Annotated in this window: 9 protein-coding genes; all 9 read right to left on the reverse strand. The window is 71.5% G+C overall.

Annotated elements, in window-relative coordinates; translation table 11 throughout:
* Positions 1–45 precede the first annotated feature (45 nt).
* The 9 genes from OG490_RS24610 to OG490_RS24650 all read right to left on the reverse strand — a co-directional run bounded on the left by OG490_RS24610 (position 46) and on the right by OG490_RS24650 (position 12,454).
* Positions 46–825, reverse strand: coding sequence for an ABC transporter ATP-binding protein (locus OG490_RS24610; protein ID WP_443065869.1), 780 nt, complete (start codon positions 823–825; stop codon positions 46–48).
* 133 nt (positions 826–958) lie between these two features.
* Entirely contained in the window at positions 959–2,266 is a 1,308-nt protein-coding gene (locus tag OG490_RS24615; protein WP_330298448.1) for a HAMP domain-containing sensor histidine kinase, read from the reverse strand.
* A 5-nt stretch (positions 2,267–2,271) separates the two neighbouring features.
* Positions 2,272–2,946 carry a two-component system response regulator CseB gene (cseB, locus tag OG490_RS24620; RefSeq protein ID WP_443065974.1) on the reverse strand — a complete coding sequence of 225 codons (675 nt, stop codon included), beginning with the start codon at positions 2,944–2,946 and terminating at the stop codon, positions 2,272–2,274.
* 201 nt (positions 2,947–3,147) lie between these two features.
* Positions 3,148–4,527, reverse strand: a complete 1,380-nt coding sequence (gene hemG, locus OG490_RS24625; RefSeq protein WP_330298450.1) for a protoporphyrinogen oxidase — start codon at positions 4,525–4,527, stop codon at positions 3,148–3,150.
* Positions 4,528–4,590: 63 nt separating this feature from the next.
* Complete coding sequence (locus tag OG490_RS24630) at positions 4,591–5,808, reverse strand: TIGR04053 family radical SAM/SPASM domain-containing protein (protein WP_330298451.1); 1,218 nt, start codon at positions 5,806–5,808, stop codon at positions 4,591–4,593.
* Positions 5,805–6,530, reverse strand: coding sequence for a respiratory nitrate reductase subunit gamma (narI, locus tag OG490_RS24635; RefSeq protein WP_330298452.1), 726 nt, complete (start codon positions 6,528–6,530; stop codon positions 5,805–5,807). The genes OG490_RS24630 and narI overlap by 4 nt, the downstream gene beginning before the upstream one ends.
* A complete protein-coding gene (narJ, locus tag OG490_RS24640; protein ID WP_330298453.1) occupies positions 6,530–7,228 on the reverse strand; it encodes a nitrate reductase molybdenum cofactor assembly chaperone in 699 nt (232 codons plus the stop codon). Before narJ ends, narI begins: the two co-directional genes overlap by 1 nt.
* Positions 7,225–8,754, reverse strand: a complete 1,530-nt coding sequence (gene narH / locus OG490_RS24645) for a nitrate reductase subunit beta (protein ID WP_330298454.1) — start codon at positions 8,752–8,754, stop codon at positions 7,225–7,227. The genes narJ and narH overlap by 4 nt, the downstream gene beginning before the upstream one ends.
* 4 nt (positions 8,755–8,758) lie before the next feature.
* Positions 8,759–12,454 (reverse strand): nitrate reductase subunit alpha, encoded by a 3,696-nt coding sequence (locus OG490_RS24650; protein ID WP_330298455.1) that lies wholly within the window; start codon positions 12,452–12,454, stop codon positions 8,759–8,761.
* Positions 12,455–12,536 lie beyond the last annotated feature (82 nt).

Here is a 12,536-nt window from a genome sequence, read left to right on the forward strand (position 1 = left end):
GGGGGAGCGGGCGGGCGGCTGGTGCGGTGCGGGAAGGCGGACGGGTCAGCTCGTGCGGGAGCGGGCGTCGAAGGCCTTCATCCGGTCCAGGACCCGGTCCGCGGTGGGCTGCGTCATCTCGTCGACCAGGCGGCCGTCGGAGAGGAAGACCACGCGGTCGGCGTAGCCGGCGGCGACGGGGTCGTGGGTGACCATGACCACGGTCTGGCCCAGCTCGCGCACCGAATCGCGCAGGAAGCCGAGCACTTCGGCCCCGGCGCGGGAGTCGAGGTTGCCGGTGGGCTCGTCGCCGAAGATGATCGCGGGCCGGGCGACCAGGGCCCGGGCCACGGCGACGCGCTGCTGCTGCCCGCCGGACAGCTGCCCGGGGCGGTGGCCGAGGCGGTCGGAGAGGCCGATCATCGAGACCACGTGGTCCAGCCACTGCCGGTCGGGCTTCCGGCCGGCGACGGTGAGCGGGAGGGTGATGTTCTCCAGTGCGGTCAGGGTCGGCAGCAGGTTGAACGCCTGGAAGATGAAGCCGACCCGGTCGCGGCGCAGCCGGGTGAGCTGCTCGTCCCCCAGCGTGCCCAGTTCCGTGGTGCCGATCCGGACGGAGCCGGAGTTGAAGGAGTCGAGCCCGGCGGCGCAGTGCATCAGGGTGGACTTGCCGCAGCCGGAGGGGCCCATGATCGCGGTGAACTCGCCCTCGCGGAAGGAGACGCTGACGTCGTCCAGGGCGACGACGCGGGTGTCTCCGCTGCCGTAGACCTTCGACAGGCCGGTGGTGGCGGCCGCGATGCCGGTCGGCGCCTGCAGCGTGTTCGGGGCAAGGGGGGCGGTCACGGAGGACTCCTCTACGGGTGCGGACGGTGCACTCCGAAGGGTGTCGGGGGAACGTATCGGGGCCCCGGGGCTCCTCGTATCGGCGGTCGCTCCGGTTTGTATCGGTTCTGTAGGGGCTGTAGGGGCCGGGCGTTCAGCGCGGCAGGCGCAGGGTGGCGACGGCGCCGCCGTCCGGGGCGTTGGTGAAACGGAGCTCGGCGCCGAGGAGCCGGGCCTGGCCCAGGGCGATCGTCAGGCCCAGGCCGTGGCCCGAGCCGCGCTCGGTGGCACCCGTCTGGAAGCGGCGGGGGCCGTCGCGCAGCAGGTGCTCGGGGAAGCCGGAGCCGTGGTCGCGCACGACCACGGTGTGGTCCTCGACGGTTACCTCCACCGGGGTCCGCCCGTGCCGGTGGGCGTTGATGACGAGGTTGCCGACGATCCGTTCGAGGCGGCGCGGATCGGTCTCCACCGTCTGCGCGGAGGCGGAGGCGGACTCGGACCCGGCCCCCGACCCGGACTCGGACCCCGACCCGGACCCGGCGCCCGTGACGGTGACCTCCGCGTCGAAGCCGGTGCGCACCACGGCCTCCCGTACGACCGCGTCGAGCGGCACCCGGGCGCGGACCGGCTGTTCGGCTCCGGCGTCCAGCCGGGAGATCTCCAGCAGGTCCTCGACCAGGCCGCGCAGATCGCGCACCCGGGCCCGGAGCAGGTCCTCCGTCTCACCGGCGGGCAGCAGGTCGGCGGCGGCCAGCAGGCCGCCGACGGGGGTGCGCAGTTCGTGGGCCACGTCGGCGGTGAACCGTCGCTCGTCGTGCAGCCGTCGGCTGAGGGTGTCGGCCATGAGGTCGACGGTGGCGGCGATGTCGGCCACCTCGTCACGGCCCCTGGTGGGTCCGGTACGGGCGTCCAGGTCCCCGGCGGAGATCCGGACCGCCGTCTGCGAGACCCGCCGCAGCCGGCGGGCGAGCACCCCGGCTCCGTAGGCCGCCAGGGGCGTGGTGACCGCGAGGGCGATGAGCGAGGCCACCGCCATGGTCAGGTCGAGCCGGTACAGCTCGCGGAACTCCGCGTTGATGGCGATCCGGACCGCCAGCACGGGGCTGCCCGGACCGCCGGTGCGCTGGGCGCCCCAGACGGTCGGGTCCGTGCTCCCGGGGAGGTTCCCGCCGTAGGACTGGTGCGGGTGGTCGTCGGTCGGGTTGCTCAGCGCGTACGGCAGCTCGGCCGGATCGAGCCGGGCGTTGTTCGTGAGGGTCCCGGTGCGCCGGTAGACGTCCGTGGCCGAGACCACGGCGTCGACGGCCTGCCGTTCGGCCCGGTGCCGGATGTCGTGGGCGGTCCACGCGTGGACCAGCAGCCCCACCACCACCGCCACCAGGCAGGCCGTGGCGGCCGCCAGCGCGGCGATCTTCCAGCGCAGGGTCACCCGGGGCCGTCGCGGCCGGTCGAACGGGGGCACCGCTCTCAGCGCCTGAGCTTGTAGCCGAAGCCGCGGACCGTCTCGATCCGGTCCCGGCCGAGCTTGCCGCGCAGCCGCTGCACGCACAGGTCCACGACCCGGCTGTCGCCGTCCCAGCCGTAGTCCCAGACGTTGCGCAGCAGGGTGTGCCGCTCCAGGACGATGCCGGGGTGGGCGGCGAACTCCAGCAGCAGCTTCAGTTCGGTCGGGGTCAGCGCCACGGGGCTGCCGTTGACGGACACGTCCAGGCCGCCGGTGTGGATGGTCAGGTCCCCGAAGGCCAGCAGTTCGCCCTCGGCCGGGGCCGGGGCGGGTCCGTCGCCCGCGGCCTGTCCGGCTGCCGGGGCGGGTGCGTAGGTCGCGCGCCGGAGCAGCGAACGGATGCGTGCCACGAGCACGTTGGTGTCCACGGGTTTGACCACGTAGTCGTCGGCCCCGGCCTCCAGGCCGGCGACGATGTCCAGCCCGTCGCCGCGGGCCGACATCATCAGGATGGGCACCTGGCTGCTCTCCCGGACCCGGCGGCACAGGCCGATCCCGTCCAGGCCGGGCAGCATCACGTCCAGGATCAGCACGTCGAAGGTGCCGTCGCGGAAGGATTCGAGGCCGGTGAGGCCGTCGGCGGCGGCCGTCACCCGGTAGCCGTAGCGCTCCAGGGAGACGCCGAACGACCGGCGCATCAGGTCGTCGTCCTCCACCAGCAGCACGCGGACGGGAGTGGGGGAGGACACGGGCGGATGACTCCTGTTCGGTGGGCGGCTACCTGTTGGGAACGATATGGCAGCGGTGGCCGCTGCCCCTCGCACCACGACCCGGTATCCCGATGAGATGACTGGTCAAGTGCTTCCCGATACCCGCTCGATACAAAAGGCGGGCACCGCCTACGGCTGCGACAGGATCTGCCTCGCCGCGCTGCGGCCCGTGGCGACGCAGGCGGCGACGCCGACGCCCTCGTAGGCCGCGCCGCACAGGGCGAGGCCCGGGAGCTTGGCGGCGGCCTCGCGGATGCGGGCGACGCGTTCGCGGTGGCCCACGCCGTACTGGGGCAGGCCGCGGTCCCAGCGGGTGACGCGGGTGGCCAGGGGTTCGCCCATCGGGCCCACCGCGTGGTGGAGTTCGGCGATGGCCGAGCGGACCAGGTGGCGGTCGGGGCGGCCGAGGAGCTCGTCCTCGCCGATGCGGCCGATGGAGGCGCGCAGGACGAAGGTGTCGGGGGCCGCGTCGCGCAGCCAGGACCACTTGTTGGAGAGGAAGGACGCGGCCTTGAGGGTGTGTCCGTCGACCGGCGGGACCAGGAAGCCGTTGCCCTCGGGGAGGAAGTGGGCCTGGGCGCGGGAGAAGGCCATGGTGATGACGGCCGTCGACGCGTGCGGGATCGAGGAGAGTTCGGCCTCGGCCAGCGGGGAGTGGGGGCGCAGCAGTTCCGCCGAGGCGAAGGCGGGCAGGGCCAGGATGACGGCGTCGGCCTCCATCGTCAGGGCTCCGTCGCCGGTCATCGCCTGGACGCGCCAGCGGTCGCCGGCCACGCGCTGGAGCGAGCGGGCCGTCGTACCGGTGAGGATGCGGGCTCCGCAGGCTTCGGCGACGGCGGCCGGGAAGCGTCCGGTGCCGCCGACGACCCCCTGGACGGCGACGGCCGCCGAGCGCGGGGCGCCCGCGGCGCGCATCCGGCGCAGGGCGGGGAGCAGGGGGGTGCCCTGTTCGGCGAGGGCCGCGATCCGCGGCATGGCGGCGCGCAGCGAGAGCCGGTCGGCGAGGCCGGCGTAGACCCCGCCCAGCATGGGCTCGATGAGGCGGTCGACGGCCTCCTGGCCGAAGCGGCCGCCCAGGTAGGCGCTGACCGAGCAGTCCTCGGTCAGCGGGGTGGCGGGGAGGGTCTCCTCGGCGGTGACGCGGGCGACGCCCTCGGGAGAGAGGAGGCCGGTGCCGATCAGTGCGGAGGGGTCGGTCGGGACGCCCATCACGTGCCCGGCGGGCAGCGGGCGCAGTGCGCCGTTGGTCCAGATGGTGGTGGGGGCCTTCGCGGGGTCGCAGAGGGCGCCGCCGAGTCCGACGGCGGCGGCCAGTTCCACGGCCTCCGGGCGCAGGGCCATCAGGGATTCCGCGCCCTCGTCGACGGTGATTCCGGCGATGGTGCCGGTACGGAGCTTCCCGCCGACCTTGGCGTTGCTCTCCAGAACGGTCACGTCGGCCTGGCCGCGCAACTGCCACGCGGCGGCCAGGCCGCTGATTCCGCCACCGATGACGATCAATGAACGCATTGTGTTCTCCTGTGGCCACGAGGCCGATATGTTCCCATATGAAACATATGAGAACCCAGTGATTCAGCGCCTCATGCTTTCGGCCAAAGCCCTGAGGTCCTCCTGATAAGGGAAGCTGCCCGGCTCGTACGCGCAGTACGGGTCGGCCTCCAGCACGTCGCGCGTGAAGCCGTACGCCCGCGAGCGCGACCCCCCGCACACCGTCTTGAACTCGCACGCCCCGCACTTCCCGCGCAGCAGCGAGGGGTCGCGGAGCTTGGTGAACAGCGCCGAACCCCGGTAGATCTCGGTCAGCGGGTGGTTCTTCACGTTGCCCGCCGAGACCGGCAGGAACCCGCTGGGGTGCACCTCGCCGGTGTGCGAGATGAAGACGAACCCGCGGCCCGAGGAGACGTCCATCGGCGGCCGGCGCACGGCCCGCTGCTCGCCCTCGAAGAACCCCAGCTCGCGGGCGCGGGCGGTGAGGCGCTCGTAGAGCTCTCCCAGGACCGGTCGCTCCCCGCGGGCGTCGAGGACGGTGCGCTGGAGCGCGACCCGGCGGAAGTGGTGGCCCTCCGTGGTCTTGGTGGCCATCACCGCCCCGCAGTCGTACAGGAAGTGCAGTACGTCCTCGATCTCCGCGGCGGTGAGCGAGTCCAGCTGCTCGCCGCGCCCGGTCGGGACCAGGATGAACCCCGACCACAGCATCGCGCGCTCGCGCTTGACGAGGGCCGCGATGTCGGCGAGGTCCGCCAGGCTGTCGCGGGTGACCGTGGTGTTGATCTGGACCTTGAGCCCGAGCTCCCGCGCCGCCCGCCAGCCCTCCAGCGTCCAGTCGTACACCCCGGGCACCCCACGGAAGGCGTCGTGCCGCTCGGCCGTCGAACCGTCCAGGGAGAGGGAGAGCGCGATGGCGCCCGCCTCCCGCACGGCTACGAGGTTCTCCCGGGTCAGCGTCGGCGTACCGGACGGGGACACCGCGACCCGCAGGCCCAGCGAGGTCCCGTACGCCACCAGGTCGGTGAGGTCGGCGCGCTGGAAGGGGTCCCCGCCGGTGATCACGAAGAGCGGGCCGGGCTTGCCGAAGGCGGCGATCTGGTCCATCACCCGGCGGGCGTCCGCGCCGTCCAGCTCTTCGGGGTGGCGGGCGGTCTGCGCCTCGGCCCGGCAGTGCAGGCAGGCCAGCGGGCAGGCCCGGGTGGCCTCCCAGATCACGATGAAGGGCCGGTCGGACACGTCGTGCCGGGGCCGGCGGACCACCGTCTTCGCGGGGCGGGCCGGGTGCGTCGGGGGCCGCGTCATGAGACGCGCTCCCAGCCGCGCTTGCTCGGGCGGTTGGCGAGCTGCTTCGGATCCCGCTTGCGGTAGACCACGTAGGGCCGGAACAGGTACTTCAGCGGCACAGAGAACATGTGCACCAGCCGCGAGTACGGGATCAGCGCGAACAGCGTGAAGCCGAACAGGATGTGGATCTTGAAGGCGAGCGGGGCGCCCGCCATCAGGTGGTAGTCCGGGGTGAAGGTGAACAGGCTGCGGAACCACAGCGAGATGCCGTCGCGGTAGTTGTAGTCGTTCGTCATCCCCGTGGAGTTCATGATCGTCGCGGTCAGGCCCAGGACCATCGCGCCGAGCAGGAAGGTGTACATCAGGTGGTCGCTGCGCAGCGTGGCCCTGCGCACCGCCGGGACCTTGAAGCGCCGGTAGACCAGGATGCCGATGCCCACGGCGGCCGCGAGGCCCGCGACGGTGCCGGTGGAGACGGCCATCAGGTGGTAGGCGTGGTCGCTCAGGCCCACCGCGTCGGTCCAGCTCTTGGGGATCAGCAGGCCGACGACGTGGCCGAGGACCACGAAGAGCATGCCGAAGTGGAAGAGCGGCGAGCCGATGCGCAGCAGCCGCGACTCGTGCAGCTGCGAGGAGTGGGTGGTCCAGCCGAACTTGTCGAACCGGGCCCGCCAGACCGTGCCCGCGATCAGCAGGGCGATCGAGACGTACGGGAGCACGCCCCACAGGAGGAGGTCCATCAGGCGGGGATCCTTTCGGGTGTGGTGGGCCACGGAAGGTCGGTGGGGGCCGAGGACGGGAAGTCGAGCGGCATGTCGATGCCCGGCCCGAACGGCTCCAGCGCCGAGCCCGCGCCCACCAGTTCCTGCGGCGGCCCGTTCTTCGCGAGCGCCTTAGCCTCGGCCCTGGTCTCGGGGGAGGGCCCGGGCAGCGTCGCGCAGACGGCTTCCAGGACCCGGGCGTACGGGGATCCGGACTCGGTGAGCGCGAGCCGCAGCAGCTCCAGCCCGGCCCGGTGCTCCTGCAGCAGCTCCGTGCCGGCCTCCTCCTCGCGGGCGGCGAACTCCAGGGCCACGGGCAGGAAGTCGGGCAGTTCCTCACTCGCGAACTCCAGCCCGAAGTCCCGGTAGATCCGCTTCAGCCGGACCAGGGACAGCCCGCGCCGGCGGGTGTCGCCGTCCACCCACCAGGTGAGGTAGAGGCAGCGCCGGTTGCGGGTGTCGAAGGTCGAGGTGTACTGGGAGCACAGCTCGATCGGGGTCTGCGCCTCGGCCTCGTCGAGGAACGCGCCGAGCAGCGCGGCCGGTTCGGCGGGCGCCCCGGTGAGGGCCGCACGGAGCCGGGGGAGCTCGTCGTGGAAGTAGTCGCCGGGGTACTGCAGCACGCAGCCCGCGACCAGCCGTACCAGCGCATGCCCGGTGCTCGGATATCTGCTCACGAACTCCTCCTGGTGGGACTGAGGTTGAGCATCACCCGGGGTTCGGTCACTTCGCCGACCGGGCAGCCCTGGTCGATCGCGTCCATCGGGTGGGAGTCCGAGAGGGCCTCGGCCTCGGCGCGGGCGGCGGTGGGGACCACGAAGCGGTCCTCGATCTTGGCGATGGCCAGCAGGCGGAACATGTCCTCCATCTCCTGCCCGGACAGCCCGACCGCCCTCGCGATGGACTCGTCCTTCTCCTCGCCGAGGTTGATCCGTCGCATGTAGGCGCGCATCGCGGCCATCCGGCGCAGCACCGCCTCCACCGGCTGGGTGTCACCGGCCGTGAGGATCGCGGCGAGGTACTCGACGGGGATGCGCAGGGCGTCGATGGCGCCGAAGAGGTTGCCGGCGTCCTCTCCGTCGCTGCCGGTGGCGGCGACCGCTTCGACCACCGGGGAGAGCGGGGGCACGTACCAGACCATCGGCACCGTGCGGTACTCCGGGTGGAGCGGGAGGGCGACCTGGTAGGTGGCGATCAGGTCGTAGACCGGGGACCTGCGCGCCGCGTCGAGCCACTCGTCGGTGATGCCGGCCGCGCGGGCGGCGGCGATCACGGCCGGGTCCTCGGGGTCGAGGAAGCACTCGACCTGCGCGGGGTAGAGGTCGTGCTCGTCCTCGACGGCCGCGGCCTCGGCGACCTTGTCGGCGTCGTAGAGCATCACGCCGAGGTAGCGCATCCGGCCGACGCACGTCTCCGAGCACACGGTCGGCATGCCGACCTCGATGCGCGGGAAGCAGAAGGTGCACTTCTCGGCCTTGCCGGTCCGGTGGTTGAAGTACACCTTCTTGTACGGGCATCCGCTGACGCACATGCGCCAGCCGCGGCACTGGTCCTGGTCGACCAGGACGATGCCGTCCTCCTCGCGCTTGTACATCGCGCCCGAGGGGCAGGAGGAGACGCACGCCGGGTTGAGGCAGTGCTCGCAGATGCGGGGGAGGTAGAACATGAAGCTCTGCTCGAACTCGAAGCGGATCTTCTCGCCGACCTCGTCGCGGATCTTCTCGACGATCGGGTCCTTCGGCGCGTGCGCGGGGGCGCCGCCGAGGTTGTCGTCCCAGTTCGGACCCCACTCGATCTTGTCCATCGGCTCGCCGGTGAGCTGCGAGACGGGCCGGGCGGTGGGCATGTCGTCGCCCGCCGGGGCCTCGGTGAGGTTCTTGTACTCGTAGGTCCACGGCTGGTAGTAGTCGTCGATCTCCGGGAGGTCCGGGTTCGCGAAGATCTTGCCCAGCTTGGCGAGCCGGCCGCCGGCCCTGAGGCGGAGCTTGCCGGAACGGGTGCGCTCCCAGCCGCCCTTCCACTTCTCCTGGTCCTCCCAGCGGCGCGGGTAGCCCTGCCCGGGGAGGGTTTCGACGTTGTTGAACCAGACGTACTCGGTGCCCTGCCGGTTGGTCCACGCCTGCTTGCAGGTGACCGAGCAGGTGTGGCAGCCGATGCACTTGTCGAGGTTCATGACCATCGCGACCTGTGCCATCACGCGCATAGTTTTAGAACTCCACCTTCTGGTCGCGGCGGCGGATGACCGTCACCTCGTCGCGCTGGTTGCCGGTCGGGCCGAGGTAGTTGAAGGCCCAGGTCAGCTGGGCGTAACCGCCGATGAGGTGGGTGGGCTTGAGCATCACCCGGGTCAGCGAGTTGTGGATGCCGCCGCGGCGGCCGGTCTTCTCCGTCTTGGGGACGCCGACCGTGCGCTCCTGCGCGTGGTTCATGTAGACCGTGCCGGGCGGCATCTTGTGGGAGACGATCGCGCGGGCGGTGATCACGCCGTTGCGGTTGACCGCCTCGATCCAGTCGTTGTCCGCGACCCCGATCGCTTCGGCGTCCTGCGGGGACATCCACACCGTCTGGCCGCCGCGGCCCAGCGTCATCATGTAGAGGTTGTCCTGGTACTGGCTGTGGATCGCCCACTTGTTGTGCGGGGTCAGGTACCGGACCGCGACCGACTTGGCCTTCTCGTCGACCGTGCCGAGCTCGGGCTCCCCGTACAGGGTGTGCATGTTCAGCGGCGGCTTGTAGACGGGCAGGGACTCCCCGACCTCGTGCAGCCAGTCGTGGTCGATGAAGAAGTGCTGGCGGCCGGTGAGGGTGTGCCAGGGCTTGAGGTGCTCGGTGTTGATCGTGAAGGCCGTGTAGCGGCGCCCGCCGGACTCGGAGCCCGACCACTCGGGCGAGGTGATCACCGGGACCGGGCGGGCCTGGGTGTCGGCGAAGGTGATCCGCTTGCCCTCGGCCTCGGCGGCCAGGTGGGCCATCGGGGTGCCGACCTTCTTCTCCAGGGTCTCGAAGCCCTGGGTGGCGAGGCGGCCGTTGCTGGTGCCGGAGAGGGAGAGGATCGCCTCGCAGGCCTGCTGGGCGGTCTCCAGGCGCGGGCGGCCCTCGGCGACTCCGCCGCGGACCGTGCCGTTCTTCGCGCCGAGGTAGGCGACCTCCTCGGCCACGTCGAAGGTGACCGCCTTCGTGGTCACGCCCAGCTCGTCCACGAGCGGGCCGAGCGCGGCGAACTTCTCGCCGACAGCCCCGTAGTCCCGCTCGACGACCTGGAGGTTGTACATGGTCCGGCCGGGTACGGGCTCGCATTCGCCCTTCGACCAGTCCAGCGCGACCCCGCCGGGCTGGGCCATCTCGCCGCCCGGGGTGTCGTGCTGGAGCGCGGTGGCGACCAGGTCCTTGCGTACGCCCAGGTGGGTGGAGGCGAGCTCGCCGAAGCGCTCGGCCAGGGCCTTGAACGCGTCGTAGTCCGAGCGCGCCTGCCAGGGCGGGTCCACGGCCGGGGTGAAGGCGTGCAGGAAGGGGTGCATGTCCGTCGAGGACAGGTCGTGCTTCTCGTACCAGGTGGCCGCCGGGAAGACCACGTCGGACAGGAGCGTCGTGGACGTCATCCGGAAGTCCATGGACATGAGCAGGTCGAGCTTGCCCTCCACGTCCTCCTCCCGGTACGTCACGTCCTTCGGGGTGCAACGCGGCCCGTCCTCGGGGAGGTTGGAGTGCGTGCCGAGGAGGTGCTTGAGGAAGTACTCGTTGCCCTTGGAGCTGGAGCCCAGCAGGTTGGCGCGCCATACGTTGAGCACGCGCGGCCAGTTGTGCGGGGCGTCCGGGTCCTCGCCGGCGAAGCCCAGCTCCCCGCTCTTGAGTTGCCGGACCGTCTCCGCGATCGGGTCCTCGGCCTCCGCCAGCTCCAGCGGATTGCGGTCGAAGGTCGGGTACGAGGGCATCCAGCCCATCCGGGTGCTCGCCGCCAGGCAGTCCGAGCCCGTCATCCCCTCGAAGGCACCGCTGGCGAGCGGGGAGGCGAGGGCCTCGGCCGGCAGGGTGTCGTAGCGCCACTGGTCGGTGTGCAGGTAGAACCAGGCCGCGCCGATCATCTGGCGCGGCGGGCGCGACCAGTCGGAGGCCGCCGCGAGGGTGGCCCAGCCGGTGACCGGGCGGCACTTCTCCTGACCCACGTAGTGGCCCCAGCCGCCGCCGTTGCGGCCCTGGCAGCCGGTGAGGGTGAGCAGGGCGAGGAAGGAGCGGTAGATGGTCTCCGAGTGGAACCAGTGGTTCGTGCCCGCGCCCATCAGGATCATGCAGCGGCCCCGGGACTCCTCGGCGGTCCGCGCGAACTCCCGTGCCACGCGCGCCGCCTGGGCCGCCGGGACCGAGGTCAGCGACTCCTGCCAGCCGGGGGTACCGGGCGCGGACGCGTCCTCGTACCCCGTCGGCCAGACGCCGGGCAGACCCTCGCGGCCGACCCCGTACTGGGCCAGCATCAGGTCGAAGACGGTGGTGACCAGCCGGTCCCCGAGACGCCGTACGGGCACGCCGCGGCGGATCGTGCCGCGCGGCCCGCCGTCCTCGTCCACACCCCGCTCGTCGTCCTCGAAGCGGGGCAGGACGATCTCCACGCTGTCGTCGGCGGTGCCGTGGAGGGTCAGGCGCGGGACGGTGTCGCCGAGTTCGAGATTCCACTCCGGCTTCTCGTTCTTGCCCCAGCGGTGCCCGAGCGTGCCGTTCGGGACGACGACCTCACCGGTCGTGTCGTCGATCAGTACGGTCTTCCACTGGGCGTTCTCGGTGTCTTGTCCGAGATCGGCTGCGGTGACGAACTTTCCGGGGACCAGACCCTGTTCCGTCTCGGTGAGGGACACGAGGAAAGGAAGGTCCGTGTACTTCCGGACGTAATCCGTGAAGAAGGGGGTCTGCTTCTCGACGAAGAATTCCTTGAGGATGACATGGCCCATCGCGAGGGCCAGCGCACCGTCCGTACCGGGGTGCGGGTGCATCCATTCGTCGGCGAATTTCGTGTTGTCCGCGTAATCGGGGGAGACGGCGACGACCTTCTGGCCGCGATAGCGGGCCTCGGTCATCCAGTGCGCGTCCGGAGTGCGGGTGACGGGGACGTTCGAGCCCCACATCATCAGATAGGCCGCGTCCCACCAGTCGCCCGACTCGGGCACGTCCGTCTGGTCGCCGAAGACCTGCGGGGAGGCGACCGGCAGGTCGGCGTACCAGTCGTAGAAGGACAGCATCGGCGCACCGATGAGCGAGTGGAAACGGGCACCCGCCGCATGCGAGGCCATCGACATCGCCGGGATCGGCGAGAAACCGGCGACCCGGTCCGGGCCGTGCTCCTTGATGGTGTGTACGTGCGCGGCGGCGACGATCTCCGTCGCCTCCTCCCAGGTCGCGCGCACCAGCCCGCCCTTGCCGCGCGCCTGCTGGTACGTACGCCGCCGGACCGGATCGGCCTGGATGTCCGCCCAGGCCTCGACCGGATCACCCAGCCGCTGCTTGGCCTCGCGGTACATCTCCAGGAGGGTGCCGCGGACATACGGGTAGCGCACCCGGGTGGGGGAGTAGGAGTACCAGGAGAACGAGGCTCCGCGCGGGCAGCCGCGGGGCTCGTACTCGGGGCTGTCCGGGCCGACCGAGGGGTAGTCGGTGGACTGGGTCTCCCAGGTGATGATCCCGTCCTTGACGTACACCTTCCACCGGCAGGAACCGGTGCAGTTCACGCCGTGGGTGGAGTACACGACCTTGTCGTGGCTCCATCGGTCCCGGTAGAACGCCTCCGCGGCCCGGCCGCCGGTCCTGTGGACGGTGCGCAGGTCGTCCGAGACCTCGCCGCGCGTGAAGAAACTGCCCGCCTTGATCAGAGATTCGGCGGCGTCCTGGTGTTCCTGACGTCCGTGGCGCTCGTGCAAGGCGACCCTCCAGGCCGGAATAAAGGCGGTGCGAGGGCCAGGACAAGAAGGCCCGGACACGACGCTACGCCCGGTCCGGAGG

Source organism: Streptomyces sp. NBC_00503, assembly GCF_036346895.1.
Lineage (GTDB): Bacteria > Actinomycetota > Actinomycetes > Streptomycetales > Streptomycetaceae > Streptomyces.

Coding starts and splice junctions, on each gene's coding strand:
- narH (WP_330298454.1), bottom strand. CDS start 8,754: ATGCGCGTGATGGCACAGGTCGCGATGGTCATGAACCTCGACAAGTGC.
- OG490_RS24630 (WP_330298451.1), bottom strand. CDS start 5,808: ATGACGCGGCCCCCGACGCACCCGGCCCGCCCCGCGAAGACGGTGGTC.
- cseB (WP_443065974.1), bottom strand. CDS start 2,946: ATGCGCCGGTCGTTCGGCGTCTCCCTGGAGCGCTACGGCTACCGGGTG.
- hemG (WP_330298450.1), bottom strand. CDS start 4,527: ATGCGTTCATTGATCGTCATCGGTGGCGGAATCAGCGGCCTGGCCGCC.
- narI (WP_330298452.1), bottom strand. CDS start 6,530: ATGGACCTCCTCCTGTGGGGCGTGCTCCCGTACGTCTCGATCGCCCTG.